The sequence below is a fragment of the Stenotrophomonas maltophilia group sp. Smal12 genome (genome assembly GCF_037079935.1).
Lineage (GTDB): Bacteria > Pseudomonadota > Gammaproteobacteria > Xanthomonadales > Xanthomonadaceae > Stenotrophomonas > Stenotrophomonas sepilia.
Genome location: NZ_JBAWUK010000007.1, coordinates 80,348 through 99,104, shown reverse-complemented (window position 1 = coordinate 99,104; position 18,757 = coordinate 80,348). Strand labels below are relative to the sequence as shown.

The following is an 18,757-nucleotide window of genomic DNA, read 5'->3' as shown; positions in this document are numbered from 1 at the left end:
ATTTTCTTACTCCGTTACGCTGCCGCCGGCAGCTTCGATCGCAGCCTTGGCACCAGCCGTGGCAGCAATACCCTTCAGGGTGAACGCCTTGGTCACTTCGCCCTTGACGACGACCTTGGCCTTCTTGGCAGTGCTCGGGACCAGCTTGGCAGCACGCAGGGCGGCGAAGTCGATCTCACCGGCCGGCAGCTTGTCCAGCGCGTACAGCAGCACTTCAGCGGTGTCCTTGGCGATCGGCGAACGGAAGCCGATCTTCGGCAGACGACGCTGCATGGGGGTCTGGCCGCCTTCGAAGCCAGCCTTGATCTTGCCGCCACCCTTGCGGGCGAACGAACCCTTGTGGCCGCGGCCGGCAGTCTTGCCCAGGCCCGAGCCGATACCGCGGCCGACGCGGGTGCGCTCGGTGCGGGCGCCCGGTGCCGGGCTCAGTTCATTGAGACGCAGAGTCATGGTCGATTACTCCTCAACCTGGACGAGGTACTGAACCTTGTTGATCAGGCCGCGCACCTGCGGGCTGTCCTTCAGTTCACGCACATCGTTGAGCTTGTTCAGGCCCAGGGCACGCACCGACAGGCGGTGACGCGACTGGGTGCCACGCAGGCCACGCACCAGGCGGACCTTCACAGTCTTGTTGGACTCATTAGCCATGGTTGAGTTCCTCCACCTTCTTGCCGCGCTTGGCCGCGATGCGGGCCGGCGACTGCGCAGCAGTCAGGCCCTTCACGGTGGCGCGCACCAGATTGATCGGGTTGCGCGAACCGGTGGCCTTGGCCAGCACGTTCTTCACGCCAACGGCTTCCAGCACGGCGCGCATGGCACCGCCGGCGATGACGCCAGTACCTTCCGAAGCCGGCTGCATGAACACGCGGGCTGCGCCGTGACCATCCTTGATGGTGTGCCACAGGGTGCCGTTGTTCAGGTCAACGCTGACCAGGTTCTTGCGGGCCTGTTCCATCGACTTCTGGATGGCGACCGGCACTTCGCGGGCCTTGCCATAACCGAAACCGACCTTGCCTTCGCCGTCGCCGACAACGGTCAGGGCGGTGAAGGTGAACTGGCGGCCACCCTTGACGGTCTTGCTGACGCGGTTGACCGCGACCAGCTTTTCGATCATGCCGTCGTCGATCTTCTCTTCGCGGTTACGGTCGCGATCGCGACCCCGCTGCTGACGCTCTTCTGCCATGTTGATTCCTTGGTTGTTTGGGTATGTACGGCTCGGGGCCGCTTATGGTTGTGGAGTGACGCATTGTTCCGGTGGGCCGCTGCAGAAGAGCGGCGCCGTCCAGCCTCGCTCAGGCTGGCGAGCAGGTGGGCAGGAGGCCATCGGCCCCTGCCCTGATCCCTTAGAACTGCAGGCCGGCTTCGCGGGCGGCTTCTGCCAGGGCCTTGATGCGGCCGTGGTAGCGGTAGCCCGAACGATCGAAGGCAACCTTCTCGATGCCGGCGGCCTTGGCGCGCTCGGCAACGATGCGGCCGACCTTGGCAGCGGCATCGGCGTTCTTGCCGTTCTTCAGGCCTTCCTTGACGTCGGTCTGGGTGGTGTTGGCGGCAGCCAGCACCTTCGAACCGTCAGCGGTGAAGACCTGGGCGTACAGGTGCTGGCCGGTGCGCAGCACCGACAGGCGGGCGACGCCGAGCTCACGGATGTGGGCGCGGGTCGACTTGGCGCGACGCAGGCGGGCGATGTTCTTGTTCATGATGTTTTTTCCTTGAAAGCGGAAGCGCCTAATTAGGCCTTCTTGGCTTCCTTACGGATGATGACTTCGTCGGAGTACTTCACGCCCTTGCCCTTGTACGGCTCCGGCTTGCGGAACGCACGGATCTTGGCGGCGACTTCACCGACGACCTGCTTGTCAGCGCCCTGGACCAGGATCTCGGTCTGGGTCGGGGTGGAGATGGTGATGCCTTCCGGCGCCACGAACACGACCGGATGCGAGAAACCGAGCGACAGGCTCAGATCCTTGCCCTGCATGGCAGCACGGTAACCCACGCCGACCAGCTCCAGCTTGCGCTCGAAGCCTTCGGACACGCCCTTGACCATGTTGGCCAGGATCGCGCGCACGGTACCGGTCAGCGCGACCAGGTCGGCGCTCTCGGTGCTCAGGGTGGCAACGCCGCTGTCGACGTTGATGGCAATACCGGCCGGCTTGACCAGCGACAGGGTGCCCTTCGGGCCCTTGACGGTGATGCTTTCCGACTGGACGTTCAGTTCGACCTTACCCAGGGTGACGGGCTTCTTGGCTACGCGGGACATAGTTCTACTCCTTTCGCCTTAGGCCACGAAGCACAGGACTTCGCCGCCGACGCCCAGCTGGCGCGCCTGCGCATCAGTCATGATGCCCTTGGAGGTGGAAATGATGGAGATGCCCAGGCCATTCATGACCTTCGGCAGCTCGCTCTTGCCGCGGTACTGGCGCAGGCCCGAACGCGAGAAGCGCTTCAGGGTCGCGATGACCGGCTTGCCTTCGAAATACTTCAGCACGATTTCCAGCTCGGACTTGTTGTTTTCCAGCTGGGTCACGCGCAGGTCGGTGATGTAACCCTCGTCCTTCAGGACCTGGGCGATCGCAACCTTGATCTTGGACGACGGCGCTTTCACCGTCTGCTTGCCAACCGCAGCCGCATTCTTGATGCGGACCAGCAGGTCGGCGATGGGATCAGTCATGCTCATATGAGTACCTTTGAGTGCACCGATATCCGCTTTCGCGAAAATCTGTTGTCTCCTGGAAACGGGCCAGGTCCCTTGATGCAGCGGGCCGGGGCCCACTCCTACAACCCCGTTTGCGCAGGGCAAGACGCGGGAGTATACGCCAAAAGAGCCCGACTTGCGCCGGGCTCTTCGGGTTTTTTCGCAGAAAGGAAGCTGAACGCCTCCCTCCCCGGTTCAGAAGCCCCCGAGGGGGCTCCTGATCGCAGGGCCGGCTGGGATTACCAGCTGGCCTTGCGCAGGCCCGGGACGTCGCCACGCATGGTGGCTTCGCGCAGCTTGTTGCGGCCGAGGCCGAACTTGCTGTACACGCCACGCGGACGACCCGACAGCTCGCAACGGTTGCGCTGACGGCTCGGCGACGAATCGCGCGGCAGCTTGGCCAGCTTGGTTGCGGCGTCGATCTTCTCTTCGTAGGTCGCGTCCACGGAGGACACGATCTTCTTCAGAGCCGCACGCTTCTCAGCGTACTTCTTGGCCAGCTTTTCCCGCTTGATGTCGCGGTTGACCATGGAGGTCTTTGCCATTTCGGTTTCCTCGACAGATCAGTTACGGAACGGGAACTTGAACGCTGCCAGCAGCGCCTTCGCTTCCGCGTCGGTCTTCGCAGTGGTGGTGATGGCGATATCCATACCGCGGATCGCGTCGACGGCGTCGAAGTCGATTTCCGGGAAGATGATCTGCTCCTTCACACCCATGTTGAAGTTGCCGCGGCCGTCGAAGGAACGACCGGAAACACCACGGAAGTCGCGCACGCGCGGCAGCGAGATGTTGATCAGGCGGTCCAGGAACTCGTACATCTTGTGGCGACGCAGCGTGGTCTTGCAGCCGATCGGCCAACCATCACGGATCTTGAACGACGCAACCGAGATACGCGACTTGGTGACAACCGGCTTCTGGCCGGAAATCTTGGTCATGTCCGCGACGGCGTTTTCCAGGATCTTCTTGTTGGTGGCAGCCTCGCCGACACCCATGTTCAGGGTGACCTTGACGAGCTTCGGTACTTCCATCGGATTGGTGTAGCCGAACTGCTTCATCAGCGCCGGCACCACTTCTTCCTTGTAGATCTTTTCGAGACGGGAAGTCATCTTCACATTCCTCAGGCGTCGAGCGCCTCACCGCTGGAGCGGAACACACGCAGTTTGCGTCCATCCTCCAGCACCTTGAAGCCAACGCGTTCGCCCTTGCCCGAAGCCGGGTTCAGCACGTTCACGTTGGAGATATGGATCGAAGCTTCGCGCTCGACCACGCCGCCGGCAACACCTGCCTGCGGGTTCGGCTTGGTGTGGCGCTTGACGATGTTCACGTTGGCCACGACCACGCGGTCGCCGTCGACGCGGACGACTTCGCCCTGCTTGCCCTTGTCCTTGCCAGCGTTGACGACAACCTGGTCGCCCTTCTTGATACGGTTAGCCATGATTATCTCCTGTCGCTCACAGCACTTCGGGAGCGAGCGAGACGATCTTCATGAACTTCTCCGAACGAAGTTCACGGGTCACCGGCCCGAAGATACGGGTACCGATCGGCTCCTGCTTGTTGTTCAGCAGGACGGCAGCGTTGCCGTCGAAGCGGATCAGCGAACCGTCGGCGCGACGCACACCCTTGCGGGTACGCACCACGACGGCGTCATACACTTCACCCTTCTTGACCTTGCCGCGCGGAATTGCATCCTTCACGGTGACCTTGATGATGTCGCCGATACCGGCGTAACGGCGCTTGGAACCACCCAGCACCTTGAAGCACATCACCTGCTTGGCACCCGAATTGTCCGCGACGTCAAGGTAGCTCTGCATCTGGATCATGATTCAGACTCCTTATTCAGCCGCACGCGTGATGACTTCCACCACGCGCCAGTTCTTGGTCTTGGACATCGGAGCAATCTCGGTCACGCGGACGACGTCGCCTTCCTTGCAGGCGTTGTCGGCATCGTGGGCGTGCAGCTTGGTCGAGCGCTTGATGTACTTGCCGTACAGCGCGTGCTTGACCTGACGCTCAACCAGGACGGTAACCGTCTTGTCCATCTTGTTGCTGACGACACGGCCTTCGACCGTGCGCAGCGTCTTCTTTTCAGTATTGTCGCTCATAGCGGCCATCCTTACTTCGTGCTGCCGAGCAGGGTCTTGACGCGAGCAATCTCGCGACGGACCCGGCGAATGTCGTGGGTCTTCGGCAGCTGGCCGGTGACCTGCTGCATACGGACAGAGAACTGTTCCTTACGCAGGTCGATCAGGTGGGCCTTGAGTTCGTCAGCCGACTTTTCACGGAGAGTTTTGATATCCATCAGCGCACCGTACGGGTCACGAAAGTGGTGGTGACCGAGAGCTTGGCGGCGGCCAGGCGGAACGCCTCGCGAGCCACTTCCTCGGAAACACCCTCGATTTCATAGATCATGCGGCCGGGCTGGATCTGGGCCACCCAGTATTCCACGTTACCCTTACCCGAACCCATTCGGACTTCGATGGGCTTCTTGGTGATGGGCTTGTCGGGGAACACGCGGATCCACATCTTGCCGCCGCGCTTGACGTAGCGGCTGATCGAGCGGCGGGCCGCTTCGATCTGGCGCGCGGTCAGCTGACCGTGTGCGGTTGCCTTCAGGCCGTATTCGCCGAAGCTGACAGCGTTGGCGCTCCAGCTCAGGCCATCGTTACGGCCCTTGTGTACCTTGCGGTACTTGGTTCGCTTGGGTTGCAACATTGTCGTTACCTCGCTTCACGGGCCGGGCGCTGACGGTCACCACGGTCGCCGCGATCGTGACGATCGTTGCGCGACGGGGTGTCGTCCTGCTTTTCCTGGCCAACCTGGGAGAAATCGAAGACCTCGCCCTTGTAGATCCAGACCTTGATGCCGATGATGCCGTAGGTCGTCTTGGCTTCAGCGAAGCCATAGTCGATGTCGGCACGCAGGGTGTGCAGCGGCACGCGGCCTTCGCGGTACCACTCCGAACGGGCGATTTCTGCACCGTTGAGGCGGCCACCGACGTTGACCTTGATGCCCAGGGCACCCAGGCGCATCGCGTTGCCGACCGAGCGCTTCATTGCACGGCGGAACATGATGCGACGCTCCAGCTGCTGGGCGATCGACTCGGCAACGAGCTGCGCGTCCAGTTCCGGCTTGCGCACTTCGGTGACGTTGATGTGCGCCGGGACGCCCATCATCTCGCTCACTTCCTTGCGCAGCTTCTCGATGTCCTCACCGCGCTTGCCGATCACCACGCCCGGACGGGCGGTGTGGATCGTCACGCGAGCGGTCTTGGCCGGACGCTCGATCAGGATCTTGCTGATGCCGGCCTGAGCCAGCTTCTTGCGCAGCATGTCGCGCACTTTCAGGTCGGCTGCCAGGTAACCGGCGAACTCGGCCTTGTTGGCGTACCACTTGGAGTTCCAGTCCTTGGAAATGCCGAGGCGGATACCAATCGGATGAACTTTATGACCCATGGTCTTTTCCTTATCCGCTTACTTGGCGGCGCCCACAACCACAGTGATGTGGCTGGTGCGCTTGAGGATGCGGGTACCGCGGCCTTTCGCCCGCGCCATGAAACGCTTCAGGGTCGGACCTTCATCAACCATGATGGTCTGAACCTTCAGCTCGTCGACGTCGGCGCCCTGGTTGTTCTCGGCGTTGGCAATTGCCGACTCCACCACCTTCTTGATCAGGTGGGCAGCCTTCTTGTCCGAGAACTTCAGCAGGTTGACCGCACGTTCGGCCGGCAGACCGCGCACCTGGTCAGCGACCAGACGAGCCTTCTGCGGGGAGATGCGCGCAGTGCGCAGGATGGCTTTCGCTTCCATTGTCATCTCTCCTTACTTGCCCGACTTCTTGTCACCACCGTGACCCTTGAAGGTCCGGGTGATGGCAAATTCGCCGAGCTTGTGGCCGACCATGTTCTCGTTGACGAGAACCGGGATGTGGTTCTTGCCGTTATGCACGGCAATGGTGATGCCTACCATGTCAGGCAGGATCATCGAACGGCGCGACCAGGTCTTGATCGGCTTCTTGCTGCCCGCAGCGGCCTCCACCTTCTTGACGAGGTGGTGATCGACGAACGGGCCCTTCTTGAGTGAACGTGCCATGGTCGATTAGCCCCTACGATCGCGGACGATGAACTGCTGAGTGCGCTTGTTATGGCGCGTCTTGTAACCCTTGGTCGGGACACCCCACGGGGTGACCGGATGCGGGTTACCCTGGCCGGCCTTGGCCTCACCACCACCGTGCGGGTGGTCAACCGGGTTCATGGCAGCACCACGAACGGTCGGGCGGACGCCGCGCCAACGCTTGGCACCGGCCTTGCCCAGCTTTTCCAGGCTGTGCTCGTCGTTGCCGACTTCGCCGATGGTGGCGCAGCACTCGACCGGAACCTTGCGCATTTCACCCGAGCGCAGGCGCAGGGTGGCGTAGATGCCTTCACGAGCCACCAGCTGCACGGCCGCACCAGCGGCACGAGCGATCTGAGCGCCCTTGCCCGGCTTCAGTTCGATGCAGTGGATGGTGGTGCCGACCGGGATGTTGCGCAGCGGCAGGGTGTTGCCGGCCTTGATCGGGGCGTCCGAACCAGCGATCACCTGATCACCAGCCTTCAGGCCCTTCGGGGCGATGATGTAGCGACGCTCACCGTCGACGTAGCACAGCAGAGCGATGTGGGCGGTGCGGTTCGGATCGTATTCGATGCGTTCCACGCGCGCCGGGATGCCCAGCTTGTTGCGCTTGAAGTCGATGATGCGGTAGTGCTGCTTGGCACCACCACCGACGTGACGCACGGTGATGCGACCGTGGTGGTTACGACCACCCGAGCGGCTCTGCGACTCGACCAGCGCGGCGTGCGGAGCACCCTTGTGCAGGTCGGGGGTGACCACGCGCACGGCCGAACGGCGGCCGGGGGAGGTGGGCTTGAATTTCATCAATGGCATGGGATGTACCTCAGGCCTTGGCCGTTACATCGATCGACTGGCCGTCGGCCAGGCGAACGTACGCCTTGCGCCAATCGCCGCGGCGGCCAGCACGGTTACGGAAGGACTTGTTCTTGCCCTTGACGTTGACCACGTTGACGGCTTCGACCTTGACGTCGAACAGCTGCTCAACCGCGGCCTTTACATCGGCCTTGGTGGCTTCGTTCGAAACTTCGAAGACATACTGATTGGAGAGTTCCTGCAGGCGCGCGGTCTTTTCCGAGACACGCGGGGCACGCAGCACGCTGAAGATTTTTTCGTTGCTGTTCATGCCAGCCACTCCTCGACCTTCTTGACCGCGTCAGCGGTGATGACGACCGTGTCGGCACCCACCAGCGAGACCGGGTCCAGACCCTGCACGTCACGCACCTGCACGTACGGCAGATTGCGGGCGGACAGGTACAGGTGCTCGGACGCTTCCTCGGTGACGATCAGCGGGCGCTTGCCCACTTCCAGGCCGGCCAGCTTGGCGATCAGACCCTTCGTGCTGGTGGCTTCGACGTCGAAGGCCTCCACGATGGTCAGACGGCCCTGACGGTTCAGCTCGGACAGGATCGCGCACATGGCGGCACGGTACTGCTTGCGATTGACCTTCTGCTCGAAGCTGCGCGGCTTGGCCGCGAAGGTGACACCGCCGCCGACGAAGATCGGAGCCGTCAGTGCGCCATGACGCGCGCCGCCGCCCTTCTGCTTCTTCGACTTCTTGGTGGTACCAGCCACTTCGGAGCGAGTCTTCTGTGCCTTGGTGCCGGCGCGACCGGCGTTGCGGTAAGCAACGACGACCTGGTGGACCAGATCTTCGCTGAAATCGCGACCGAACACGGCTTCGGAGACCGAGACCTTGTTGTTGCTACCCGTGATAACGAGTTCCATCGTCATCTCTCCTTATGCCTTGCTCGCCGGACGGACGATCACATCGCCACCCGCCGCGCCCGGAACGGCGCCGCGAACCGCGATCAGACCGCGCTCGACGTCGACCTTGACCACTTCCAGGTTCTGGGTGCTCTGCTGCACCGCGCCCATGTGGCCCGACATCTTCTTGCCCGGGAAAACGCGACCCGGGGTCTGGCGCTGACCCAGCGAACCCGGCGCGCGATGCGACAGCGAGTTACCGTGGGTTGCATCGCCCATACGGAAGTTGTGGCGCTTGATGGTGCCCTGGAAGCCCTTACCCTTGGTGACACCCTGGACGTCGACGATCTGGCCGACTTCGAAGATGTCCGCCTTGACTTCGCCGCCAACGGCGAAATCGCCGAGCTGCGCGTCTTCAACGCGGAATTCCCACAGGCCACGACCCGCTTCCACCTTCGCCTTGGCGAAGTGGCCGGCTTCCGGCTTGTTGACCAGGGCAGCGCGACGCGCGCCGACGGTCACCTGCACGGCGCTGTAGCCGTCGGTTTCGACGGTCTTGATCTGCGCGATGCGGTTCGGGGTTGCTTCGATCAGGGTCACCGGGATGGAGCGGCCATCTTCAGTGAACACGCGGCTCATGCCGGCCTTGCGGCCCACGAAGCCCAACGAATACTTCTTCGTCATGGTCGTAGTCCTCAGGTCAGCTTGATCTGAACGTCGACGCCGGCAGCCAGTTCGAGCTTCATCAGCGCGTCCACGGTCTTGTCATTCGGGTCAACGATATCGAGCACGCGCTTGTGCGTGCGGGTCTCGTACTGGTCACGCGCGTCCTTGTCGACGTGCGGGGAAACGAGAACGGTGTAACGCTCGATCTTGGTCGGCAGCGGGATCGGGCCACGCACTTGCGCGCCGGTCCGCTTTGCCGTTTCAACGATCTCGCTGGCCGAACGGTCGATCAGACGATGATCGAACGCTTTCAGCCGGATCCGGATCTTTTGGTCCGCCATGGCGGTAGGTTCCTTCGTTAAAAGAGCGACAGACAAAGCCTCTGGGTTGCTTTGCCCCATGAAATTCCTGAATACGGACGGCCCGCAGTCCTGCAGGCCGCCAAGGTCAATCCGTGGACCTCAAAAACGTAGGCAGACCAGTTACCCGGCCTGCCCAGACGTAGAAGCATAATGGCACGCAAGGCAGCTGTCAACAGTCACCTGTTGACGCCGCCTGAATGGCATTGACCCTTCCTGGTCCGGGGAACACAAGGCACATCCTGTGCCTGCTTTCCCATTTGATACGCCCCGATGCCCTACCCAGGCAACATCGGGGCGCAGATACTACCAGATTACTCGATGATCTTCGAGACCACGCCGGCGCCGACGGTACGACCGCCTTCGCGGATGGCGAAGCGCAGGCCTTCGTCCATGGCCACCGGGTTGATCAGGGTGACTTCCATCTTGACGTTGTCACCCGGCATCACCATTTCGACGCCTTCCGGCAGCTTGGCGGCACCGGTGATGTCGGTGGTGCGGAAGTAGAACTGCGGACGGTAACCGTTGAAGAACGGGGTGTGGCGGCCGCCCTCGTCCTTCGACAGGACGTACACTTCGCCTTCGAACTTGGTGTGCGGCTTGATCGTGCCCGGCTTGGCCAGCACCTGGCCACGCTCGACGTCGTCACGCTTGGTGCCGCGCAGCAGCAGGCCAGCGTTGTCGCCTGCCTGACCCTGGTCCAGCAGCTTGCGGAACATTTCAACGCCGGTCACGGTGGTCTTCTGCACCGGACGGATGCCGACGATTTCGATTTCGTCGCCAACCTTGATCACGCCGCGCTCGATACGACCGGTCACCACGGTGCCGCGGCCCGAGATCGAGAACACGTCTTCCACCGGCATCAGGAACGGCTTGTCGATCGCACGCTCCGGCTCCGGAATCCAGCTGTCCAGCGCGTCGACCAGCTTCAGGATGGCCGGCACGCCGATGTCGCTCTGGTCGCCTTCCAGCGCCAGACGGGCCGAACCGGCGATGATCGGGGTGTCGTCGCCCGGGAACTCGTACTTGCTCAGCAGCTCGCGCACTTCCATCTCGACCAGCTCGAGCAGCTCGGCGTCGTCCACCATGTCGGCCTTGTTCAGGAACACGACGATGTACGGCACGCCGACCTGGCGCGACAGCAGGATGTGCTCACGGGTCTGCGGCATCGGGCCGTCAGCGGCCGAGCACACCAGGATCGCGCCGTCCATCTGGGCGGCACCGGTGATCATGTTCTTGACGTAGTCAGCGTGGCCCGGGCAGTCAACGTGGGCGTAGTGACGGGTCGGGGATTCGTATTCGACGTGCGCGGTCGAGATCGTGATGCCACGCGCCTTTTCTTCCGGCGCGGCGTCGATCGAGGAGTAGTCCTTGAACTCGCCACCGAAGCGCTCGGCACCGATCTTGGTCAGTGCGGCGGTCAGCGTGGTCTTGCCGTGGTCGACGTGACCGATGGTGCCGACGTTGACGTGCGGCTTGGTGCGTTCGAACTTACCCTTTGCCATTGTTCTATACCTTGATTGTTCGTAAGTGGTTTCAAGAGAGGCTGAGCGAAGCTCAGCCCTTCTTCATGACGGCTTCGGCGATGTTGCTCGGAGCCGGCTCGTAGTGATCGAATTCCATGGTGAAGGTGGCGCGGCCCTGGGTCTGCGAACGCAGCGCAGTGGCGTAGCCGAACATTTCACCCAGCGGGATCATCGCGTTGATGATGCTGGCCGAACCGTCACCGGTGGTGTCGGAACCCTGCAGCACGCCGCGACGACGGCTGACGTCGCCCATCACGTCACCCTGGTAATCCTCCGGGGTCACGATCTCGACCTTCATGATCGGCTCCAGCAGCACCGGCTTGGCCTTGGCGAAGCCCTGCTTGAAGGCCATCGACGAAGCCAGCTTGAACGCCATTTCCGAGGAGTCGACGTCGTGGTACGAACCGAACACCAGCTTCACCTTGACGTCCACGACCGGGAAGCCAGCCAGCGGGCCGCTGGTGATGGTTTCGCGCAGGCCCTTCTCGACCGACGGGATGAATTCCTTCGGGATCACGCCGCCGGTGATGTCGTTGATGAACAGGAAGTCGTCCTTGATCATCGGAGCGATCTTCGGATCGGCACGGTCGGCAGCGGTGATCGGCGACAGCTCGATCACGACGTGACCGTACTGACCCTTACCACCGGACTGCTTGGCGTGCTTGTAGTCCGACTTGACGTCGGCCAGGGTGATGGTTTCGCGGTAGGCCACCTGCGGCGCGCCGACGTTGGCTTCAACGTTGAACTCGCGCTTCAGGCGGTCAACGATGATGTCCAGGTGCAGCTCGCCCATGCCCGAGATGATGGTCTGGCCGGATTCTTCGTCGGTCTTGACGCGGAACGACGGATCTTCCTGCGCCAGGCGGCCCAGGGCCAGGCCCATCTTTTCCTGGTCCGACTTGGTCTTCGGCTCGACGGCCATCGAGATCACCGGCTCCGGGAACGTCATGCGCTCCAGGATGATCGGGGCGTCCACGGCGCACAGGGTGTCGCCGGTGGTGGTGTCCTTCAGGCCCACGGCAGCGGCGATGTCACCAGCCAGAACTTCCTTGATTTCCTCGCGGTTGTTCGAGTGCATCTGCAGGATGCGGCCGATGCGCTCCTTCTTGCCCTTCACCGAGTTCAGCACGGTGTCGCCACCGTTCAGGGTGCCCGAGTAGACACGGAAGAAGGTCAGCGCGCCGACGAACGGGTCGGTGATGATCTTGAAGGCCAGCGACGAGAACGGAGCCTTGTCGTCCGACTTGCGGGTCATTTCGACGGTGTCGTCGTCAACGTCCACGCCCTTCACGTCCGGCACGTCGACCGGCGACGGCAGCAGCTGGATCACGCCGTCCAGCATGGCCTGCACGCCCTTGTTCTTGAAGGCCGAGCCGCAGTACATCGGCACGATCTCGGTGGCCAGGGTGCGGGTACGCAGGGCGTTGATGATTTCAGCCTCGGCCAGCTCTTCGCCGCCCAGGTACTTTTCCATCAGCTCTTCGCTGGCTTCGGCAGCGGTCTCGACCATGAACTGGCGAGCCTCTTCAGCCGGGCCCTGCAGTTCGGCCGGGATGTCGCTGTATTCGAACTTCATGCCCTGCGAAGCTTCATCCCAGTGGATGGCCTTCATCTTCAGCAGGTCGACGACGCCCTTGAAGTTGTCTTCAGCGCCGATCGGCAGCTGCATCGGCACGGCAACCGCACCCAGCTTGGCCTTCAGCTGGCCGACGACCTTCTGGAAGTTGGCACCGGTGCGGTCCATCTTGTTGACGAACGCGATGCGCGGCACGTGGTACTTGTTTGCCTGGCGCCACACGGTTTCCGACTGCGGCTGCACGCCACCGACGGCGCACAGGACGAAGACGGCACCGTCGAGCACGCGCAGCGAACGCTCCACTTCGATGGTGAAGTCGACGTGCCCGGGGGTGTCGATGATGTTGAAGCGGTGCTCCGGCAGGGACTTGTCCATGCCCTTCCAGAACGCGGTGGTGGCAGCGGACTGGATCGTGATGCCACGCTCCTGCTCCTGCTCCATCCAGTCCATGGTGGCGGCGCCGTCGTGCACTTCACCGATCTTGTGGCTCTTGCCGGTGTAGAACAGGATGCGCTCGGACGTGGTGGTCTTGCCGGCATCGATGTGAGCCATGATGCCGAAGTTACGGTAACGCTCGATGGGAGTGGAACGGGCCACGGGAGCCTCTCAGATTTCTTGGATTTCGGATGGCCGAACGCCGCCTTTCGGCGGCCTTCGGATTGGCGCAGTCCTTCTGGGACCGCGAGGCAGCACGCACCGAAGTGGTGCTGCCCTGCCTGTTTTACAAGGCCGTCAAACTCACCAGCGGTAGTGCGCGAATGCCTTGTTGGCTTCGGCCATGCGGTGGGTTTCTTCGCGCTTCTTGATGGCGCCGCCGCGGTTTTCCGAGGCGTCGATCAGTTCAGCAGCCAGCTTCTTCGGCATGGTGTTCTCACCACGCTTGCGCGCGGAGTCGATCAGCCAGCGCATGGCCAGGGCCATCTTGCGCGACGAACGCACTTCGACCGGCACCTGGTAGGTGGCACCACCGACGCGGCGCGACTTGACTTCGACCGCCGGAGCGACGTTGTCCAGAGCCTTCTGCACCAGTTCAATGGCGTTGGCGCTGCTGTTCTTCTCGGTGATCACGTCCATGGCGCCGTACACGATCTTTTCGGCGACGGACTTCTTGCCGCTCTGCATGACCATGTTGATGAAACGGGCGATGGTTTCGCTTCCGTGCTTCGGATCGGGCAGGACGGAACGCTGCGGAGTATTACCCTTACGCGACATAGTGCTCTCTCCTTATGCCTTCGGACGCTTGGCGCCGTACTTGGAACGGGCCTGGCGACGCTTGGCAACGCCGGCGGCGTCGAGCGAGCCACGAACGGTGTGGTAACGCACACCCGGCAGGTCCTTGACGCGACCGCCGCGGATCAGGACCACGGAGTGCTCCTGCAGGTTGTGGCCTTCACCACCGATGTAGGAAATCACTTCTTCCTGGTTGGTCAGGCGGACCTTGGCAACCTTGCGCAGAGCCGAGTTCGGCTTCTTCGGAGTGGTGGTGTAGACACGGGTGCAGACGCCACGGCGCTGCGGGCACTTGTCGAGCGCCGGCGAGGCACTCTTGTAGGTGGTCGCTTGCCGCGGCTTGCGGACCAGCTGGTTGATCGTCGCCATCAGTAGGTTCTTCTGATTGGTGGCCGGAAAATCCGGCCAGAGATGCGGAAATGTTAAAGCAGGCCGAAATTTTGGCCTGCTGAGACAGACGATTGTAGCAACCTGCAAGGAAAGCAGTCAAACGCCTCCTGTCAAGCCCGTCCCTGATCCCGGGACGTTACTGGGGGGCCTCCATGTACCCCGTTCAGGTTGGCTGGGTCGATCGCGGACGATCTCCCCTGCCCTTTCCCAATCCCATCGATGGACCGACGGGGTGGTCCGGCCTTGCGGCCGGACCGGATACCTCATTCTTCGCCCGAGGCCTGTTCAGCTTCGGCTTCAACCACCGGGGACTCGACCGCAGCCGGGGTGCCGGCCAGGGTCTGCATTTCCGAGTCGGTGAGACCGGAAGCGCCGCGACGGCGGCTGCTGTGGTAGGACAGGCCGGTACCGGCCGGAATCAGGCGGCCGACGATGACGTTTTCCTTCAGGCCACGCAGGTTGTCCTTGGTACCGCGGACGGCAGCCTCGGTCAGCACTCGGGTGGTCTCCTGGAAGGAGGCCGCCGAGATGAACGATTCGGTCGCCAGCGAGGCCTTGGTGATACCCAGCAGGACCGGATCGAAGCGCGCCGGCAGTTCGTTGCGGGTCGACAGGCGCGCATTCTCCTCGATAACGCGCTGGCGCTCCACCTGTTCGCCGTTCAGGAACTTGCTGCTGCCCTGGTCGGTGATCTCGACCTTGCGCAGCATCTGGCGGGTGATCACCTCGATGTGCTTGTCGTTGATCTTCACGCCCTGCAGGCGGTACACGTCCTGGATTTCCTTGACCAGGTAGGCAGCCAGCGGCTCGACACCCAGCAGGCGCAGGATGTCCTGCGGGCTCGGCTCGCCGTCCACGATGGTTTCACCCTTGGTGACATGCTCGCCTTCGAACACGATGACCTGGCGGTACTTCGGGATCAGCTCTTCGTGCTCCGAACCATCAGTGTCCTTGATGATCAGGCGCTGCTTGCCCTTGGTGTCCTTGCCGAAGCTGATGATGCCCGAACGCTCGGCCAGCACCGCTGGATCCTTCGGCTTGCGCGCTTCGAACAGGTCGGCCACGCGCGGCAGACCACCGGTGATGTCGCGGGTCTTCGACGCTTCCTGCGGGATCTTGGCGACGACGTCGCCCACGCCCACCGGGGCGCCGTCCTGCAGGTTGACGATCGAACGCGGCGGCAGCAGGTACTGCGCCGGCAGGTCGGTGCCCGGGATCGACAGGTCGTTGCCCTTGGCGTCGACGATGCGCACGATCGGGCGCAGGTCCTTGGCCTGGGTACCACGACGCTTCGGATCGGTGATTTCGCGCGAGGCCAGGCCGGTCAGCTCGTCGGTCTTCTCGATGACGGTGACGCCGTCGACGAAGTCGATGAAGCGGATGAAGCCGGCCACTTCCGACACGATCGGGTGGTTATGCGGATCCCAGTTGGCCACGGTCTGGCCAGCCTTGATCGCATCACCGTCCTTGGACGTGATGGTCGCACCGTACGGCAGCTTGTAACGCTCACGCTCACGGCCGTGCGCATCGAGCACCGAGATTTCGCCCGAGCGCGACACCGCCACCAGCGAGCCGTTGGCGTGCTCCACGGACTTGAGGTTGCTGAACTTGACCGAGCCGGTGGTCTTGACGGTGATGTTGTCGACCGCAGCAGCTCGCGACGCCGCACCACCGATGTGGAACGTACGCATGGTCAGCTGGGTACCCGGCTCACCGATGGACTGGGCGGCGATGACGCCGACCGCTTCACCGATGTTGACCAGGTGGCCACGCGCCAGGTCGCGGCCGTAGCAGCGCGAGCAGACACCGAAGGCCGATTCACAGGAGATGGTCGAGCGGACCTTGATGGTCTGCACGCCGGCATCTTCCAGCTTGGCAACCCAGGCTTCGTCCAGCAGGGTGTTGCGGGTGACGATCGGATCTTCGTCGTTGCCCGGCAGGAACACGTCCTCGGCAACCACGCGGCCCAGCACGCGATCCTTCAGCGGCTCGACCACGTCGCCGCCTTCCACGATCGGGGTCATGATCAGGCCTTCGGTGGTACCGCAATCCACTTCGGTGATCACCACGTCCTGCGCCACGTCGACCAGGCGACGGGTCAGGTAACCCGAGTTCGCGGTCTTCAGCGCGGTATCGGCCAGACCCTTACGGGCACCGTGGGTGGAGTTGAAGTACTCCTGCACGTTCAGGCCTTCGCGGAAGTTCGCCTTGATGGGCGTCTCGATGATCGAGCCGTCCGGGCGGGCCATCAGGCCACGCATGCCGGCCAGCTGACGGATCTGCGCCTGCGAACCACGCGCACCGGAGTCGGCCATGATGTACAGCGAGTTCATCGACTTCTGGTCGATGGTCTCGCCCTTGGCATTGACGACCTTCTCGGTACCGATGGTGTCCATCATCGCCTTGGCGATGCGCTCGTTGGTGCGCGACCAGATGTCGACCACCTTGTTGTAGCGCTCGCCGGCGGTGACCAGGCCCGACTGGTACTGCTCCTGGATTTCCAGCACTTCGGCTTCGGCCTCGGTGAGGATGCCCTTCTTCTCGTCCGGGATCAGCATGTCGTCGATGCCGATCGAGACGCCGGCGCGGGTCGCATAGGCGAAGCCGGTGTACATCAGCTTGTCGGCGAACACGACCGTGTCCTTCAGGCCGAGCTGGCGGTAGCTGGAGTTGATCAGGCGGCTGATGTTCTTCTTGGTCAGCTCGACATTGGCCAGCGCGAACGGCAGGCCTTCCGGCAGGATTTCAGCCAGCAGGGCGCGACCGATCGTGGTGTCCACGATCGAGGTCTTGTTCTGCTTGTTGCCGTCTTCGTCGGTCACCACCTCGGTGATGCGGACCTTGACCTTGGCGTGCAGTTCCACCACGCGGTTGTCGTAGGCGCGCTTGACTTCGGCGATGTTGGCGAAGGCCATGCCCTCGCCCTTCTTGTTCTCCAGCGAGCGGGTCATGTAGTACAGACCCAGCACGACGTCCTGCGACGGCACGATGATCGGCTCGCCGTTGGCCGGCGACAGGATGTTGTTGGTCGACATCATCAGCGCACGCGCTTCCAGCTGGGCTTCCAGCGAGAGCGGCACGTGGACGGCCATCTGGTCACCGTCGAAGTCGGCGTTGAACGCGGTGCAGACCAGCGGGTGCAGCTGGATGGCCTTGCCCTCGATCAGTACCGGCTCGAACGCCTGGATGCCCAGGCGGTGCAGGGTCGGCGCACGGTTCAGCATCACCGGATGCTCGCGGATGACCTCTTCCAGGATGTCCCAGACTTCGGCTTCTTCGCGCTCGACCAGCTTCTTGGCGGCCTTGATGGTGGTGGCCAGGCCACGACGCTGCAGCTTGGCGAAGACGAACGGCTTGAACAGCTCAAGCGCCATCTTCTTCGGCAGGCCGCACTGGTGCAGGCGCAGGTACGGGCCGACCACGATGACCGAACGGCCCGAGTAGTCGACGCGCTTGCCGAGCAGGTTCTGGCGGAAGCGGCCCTGCTTGCCCTTGATCATGTCGGCCAGCGACTTCAGCGGGCGCTTGTTGGTGCCGGTGATGGCACGACCGCGGCGGCCGTTGTCCAGCAGTGCATCGACCGATTCCTGCAGCATGCGCTTTTCATTGCGCACGATGATGTCCGGCGCGCTCAGTTCGAGCAGGCGGCGCAGGCGGTTGTTGCGGTTGATGACGCGGCGGTACAGGTCGTTCAGGTCGGAGGTCGCGAAGCGGCCACCATCCAGCGGGACCAGCGGACGCAGGTCCGGCGGCAGCACCGGCAGCACGGTCATGACCATCCATTCCGGACGGTTGCCCGATTCCAGGAAGGCTTCGATCAGCTTGATGCGCTTGGTGAGGCGCTTGAGCTTGGTTTCCGAACCGGTAGCGGCGATCTCCTCGCGCAGGCGGGTCATCTCCGACTGCAGGTCGATCGTGCGCAGCAGTTCGTAGACGGCCTCGGCGCCCATGGCGGCGTCGAAGTCGTCGCCGTGCTCCTGGCGGGCCTGCAGGTACTGTTCTTCGGTCAGCAGCTGGCGGCGCTCCAGGGCGGTCAGGCCCGGCTCGGTCACCACGTACGCTTCGAAGTACAGCACGCGCTCGATGTCGCGCAGGGTCATGTCCAGCATCAGGCCAATGCGCGACGGCAGCGACTTGAGGAACCAGATGTGCGCGACCGGCGAAGCCAGGTCGATGTGGCCCATGCGCTCACGACGCACCTTGGCCAGGGTCACTTCGGTGCCGCACTTTTCGCAGACCACGCCGCGGTGCTTCATGCGCTTGTACTTGCCGCACAGGCACTCGTAGTCCTTCACCGGGCCGAAGATGGCGGCGCAGAACAGGCCGTCGCGTTCCGGCTTGAAGGTACGGTAGTTGATGGTTTCCGGCTTCTTCACTTCGCCGAAGGACCACGAACGGATCAGGTCCGGCGAGGCCAGCGCGATCTTGATCGCGTCGAAGTCCAGCGTCTGGCGCTGCTGGTTGAAGAGGTTGAGCAGGTCTTTCATGGTGTTCTCCAGAAGGAGGAA

General features: G+C 62.9%; 26 protein-coding genes. All 26 read right to left on the bottom strand.

The genetic code is table 11. The features are described 5' to 3' along the window. Nucleotides 1–6: 6 nt before the first annotated feature. Nucleotides 7–450, bottom strand: coding sequence for a 50S ribosomal protein L15 (gene rplO, locus WDC87_RS05005; RefSeq protein WP_004154498.1), 444 nt, complete (start codon nucleotides 448–450; stop codon nucleotides 7–9). A gap of 6 nt (nucleotides 451–456) precedes the next feature. Continuing rightward, nucleotides 457–648, bottom strand: a complete 192-nt coding sequence (gene rpmD, locus WDC87_RS05000) for a 50S ribosomal protein L30 (protein WP_005408214.1) — start codon at nucleotides 646–648, stop codon at nucleotides 457–459. Next, nucleotides 641–1,183 (bottom strand): 30S ribosomal protein S5, encoded by a 543-nt coding sequence (rpsE, locus tag WDC87_RS04995; protein WP_005415419.1) that lies wholly within the window; start codon nucleotides 1,181–1,183, stop codon nucleotides 641–643. The genes rpmD and rpsE overlap by 8 nt, the downstream gene beginning before the upstream one ends. Before the next feature lie 160 nt (nucleotides 1,184–1,343). After that, on the bottom strand, nucleotides 1,344–1,697 hold the full coding sequence (gene rplR / locus WDC87_RS04990) for a 50S ribosomal protein L18 (RefSeq protein ID WP_004154495.1): 354 nt from the start codon (nucleotides 1,695–1,697) through the stop codon (nucleotides 1,344–1,346). A gap of 32 nt (nucleotides 1,698–1,729) precedes the next feature. Further along, nucleotides 1,730–2,254 carry a 50S ribosomal protein L6 gene (gene rplF, locus WDC87_RS04985; protein WP_049416175.1) on the bottom strand — a complete coding sequence of 175 codons (525 nt, stop codon included), beginning with the start codon at nucleotides 2,252–2,254 and terminating at the stop codon, nucleotides 1,730–1,732. A gap of 18 nt (nucleotides 2,255–2,272) precedes the next feature. Continuing rightward, nucleotides 2,273–2,671: a 30S ribosomal protein S8 gene (gene rpsH / locus WDC87_RS04980; protein WP_005408210.1), complete on the bottom strand. Its 399-nt coding sequence runs from the start codon at nucleotides 2,669–2,671 to the stop codon at nucleotides 2,273–2,275. Between the two features lie 257 nt (nucleotides 2,672–2,928). Then, on the bottom strand, nucleotides 2,929–3,234 hold the full coding sequence (gene rpsN, locus WDC87_RS04975) for a 30S ribosomal protein S14 (protein ID WP_005408209.1): 306 nt from the start codon (nucleotides 3,232–3,234) through the stop codon (nucleotides 2,929–2,931). An 18-nt stretch (nucleotides 3,235–3,252) separates the two neighbouring features. Next, nucleotides 3,253–3,795, bottom strand: coding sequence for a 50S ribosomal protein L5 (gene rplE, locus WDC87_RS04970; RefSeq protein ID WP_005415416.1), 543 nt, complete (start codon nucleotides 3,793–3,795; stop codon nucleotides 3,253–3,255). A gap of 11 nt (nucleotides 3,796–3,806) precedes the next feature. Continuing rightward, the gene (gene rplX / locus WDC87_RS04965; protein ID WP_004154490.1) at nucleotides 3,807–4,124 is read right to left on the bottom strand and encodes a 50S ribosomal protein L24; all 318 of its coding nucleotides are present in this window, start codon (nucleotides 4,122–4,124) and stop codon (nucleotides 3,807–3,809) included. A 16-nt stretch (nucleotides 4,125–4,140) separates the two neighbouring features. Beyond that, the gene (gene rplN / locus WDC87_RS04960) at nucleotides 4,141–4,509 is read right to left on the bottom strand and encodes a 50S ribosomal protein L14 (RefSeq protein ID WP_010483978.1); all 369 of its coding nucleotides are present in this window, start codon (nucleotides 4,507–4,509) and stop codon (nucleotides 4,141–4,143) included. A gap of 12 nt (nucleotides 4,510–4,521) precedes the next feature. Further along, nucleotides 4,522–4,791 (bottom strand): 30S ribosomal protein S17, encoded by a 270-nt coding sequence (gene rpsQ, locus WDC87_RS04955; RefSeq protein ID WP_004154489.1) that lies wholly within the window; start codon nucleotides 4,789–4,791, stop codon nucleotides 4,522–4,524. An 11-nt stretch (nucleotides 4,792–4,802) separates the two neighbouring features. Next, nucleotides 4,803–4,988, bottom strand: a complete 186-nt coding sequence (gene rpmC, locus WDC87_RS04950; protein ID WP_004154487.1) for a 50S ribosomal protein L29 — start codon at nucleotides 4,986–4,988, stop codon at nucleotides 4,803–4,805. After that, nucleotides 4,988–5,401: a 50S ribosomal protein L16 gene (rplP, locus tag WDC87_RS04945; protein WP_004154486.1), complete on the bottom strand. Its 414-nt coding sequence runs from the start codon at nucleotides 5,399–5,401 to the stop codon at nucleotides 4,988–4,990. The genes rpmC and rplP overlap by 1 nt, the downstream gene beginning before the upstream one ends. Before the next feature lie 5 nt (nucleotides 5,402–5,406). Continuing rightward, a complete protein-coding gene (gene rpsC, locus WDC87_RS04940; protein ID WP_005415414.1) occupies nucleotides 5,407–6,141 on the bottom strand; it encodes a 30S ribosomal protein S3 in 735 nt (244 codons plus the stop codon). An 18-nt stretch (nucleotides 6,142–6,159) separates the two neighbouring features. Beyond that, nucleotides 6,160–6,495 carry a 50S ribosomal protein L22 gene (gene rplV / locus WDC87_RS04935; protein WP_004145348.1) on the bottom strand — a complete coding sequence of 112 codons (336 nt, stop codon included), beginning with the start codon at nucleotides 6,493–6,495 and terminating at the stop codon, nucleotides 6,160–6,162. 12 nt (nucleotides 6,496–6,507) lie between these two features. Continuing rightward, on the bottom strand, nucleotides 6,508–6,777 hold the full coding sequence (rpsS, locus tag WDC87_RS04930; protein ID WP_005415413.1) for a 30S ribosomal protein S19: 270 nt from the start codon (nucleotides 6,775–6,777) through the stop codon (nucleotides 6,508–6,510). Between the two features lie 6 nt (nucleotides 6,778–6,783). Next, nucleotides 6,784–7,611 carry a 50S ribosomal protein L2 gene (rplB, locus tag WDC87_RS04925; protein WP_004145339.1) on the bottom strand — a complete coding sequence of 276 codons (828 nt, stop codon included), beginning with the start codon at nucleotides 7,609–7,611 and terminating at the stop codon, nucleotides 6,784–6,786. A 10-nt stretch (nucleotides 7,612–7,621) separates the two neighbouring features. Further along, nucleotides 7,622–7,921: a 50S ribosomal protein L23 gene (rplW, locus tag WDC87_RS04920; RefSeq protein ID WP_004145338.1), complete on the bottom strand. Its 300-nt coding sequence runs from the start codon at nucleotides 7,919–7,921 to the stop codon at nucleotides 7,622–7,624. Continuing rightward, a complete protein-coding gene (gene rplD / locus WDC87_RS04915) occupies nucleotides 7,918–8,523 on the bottom strand; it encodes a 50S ribosomal protein L4 (RefSeq protein ID WP_005415412.1) in 606 nt (201 codons plus the stop codon). Before rplD ends, rplW begins: the two co-directional genes overlap by 4 nt. 12 nt (nucleotides 8,524–8,535) lie before the next feature. Then, nucleotides 8,536–9,186 (bottom strand): 50S ribosomal protein L3, encoded by a 651-nt coding sequence (rplC, locus tag WDC87_RS04910; protein ID WP_004145336.1) that lies wholly within the window; start codon nucleotides 9,184–9,186, stop codon nucleotides 8,536–8,538. An 11-nt stretch (nucleotides 9,187–9,197) separates the two neighbouring features. After that, the gene (rpsJ, locus tag WDC87_RS04905; protein WP_005408208.1) at nucleotides 9,198–9,509 is read right to left on the bottom strand and encodes a 30S ribosomal protein S10; all 312 of its coding nucleotides are present in this window, start codon (nucleotides 9,507–9,509) and stop codon (nucleotides 9,198–9,200) included. A gap of 332 nt (nucleotides 9,510–9,841) precedes the next feature. Continuing rightward, a complete protein-coding gene (tuf, locus tag WDC87_RS04900; RefSeq protein ID WP_065178958.1) occupies nucleotides 9,842–11,032 on the bottom strand; it encodes an elongation factor Tu in 1,191 nt (396 codons plus the stop codon). Nucleotides 11,033–11,084: 52 nt separating this feature from the next. Further along, nucleotides 11,085–13,226 carry an elongation factor G gene (gene fusA, locus WDC87_RS04895; RefSeq protein WP_072167920.1) on the bottom strand — a complete coding sequence of 714 codons (2,142 nt, stop codon included), beginning with the start codon at nucleotides 13,224–13,226 and terminating at the stop codon, nucleotides 11,085–11,087. Between the two features lie 141 nt (nucleotides 13,227–13,367). Then, nucleotides 13,368–13,841, bottom strand: coding sequence for a 30S ribosomal protein S7 (gene rpsG / locus WDC87_RS04890; RefSeq protein ID WP_004145321.1), 474 nt, complete (start codon nucleotides 13,839–13,841; stop codon nucleotides 13,368–13,370). 12 nt (nucleotides 13,842–13,853) lie between these two features. Continuing rightward, entirely contained in the window at nucleotides 13,854–14,228 is a 375-nt protein-coding gene (gene rpsL, locus WDC87_RS04885) for a 30S ribosomal protein S12 (protein WP_004145320.1), read from the bottom strand. A 284-nt stretch (nucleotides 14,229–14,512) separates the two neighbouring features. Beyond that, nucleotides 14,513–18,736, bottom strand: coding sequence for a DNA-directed RNA polymerase subunit beta' (rpoC, locus tag WDC87_RS04880; protein ID WP_061480645.1), 4,224 nt, complete (start codon nucleotides 18,734–18,736; stop codon nucleotides 14,513–14,515). Between the last annotated feature and the right edge of the window lie 21 nt (nucleotides 18,737–18,757).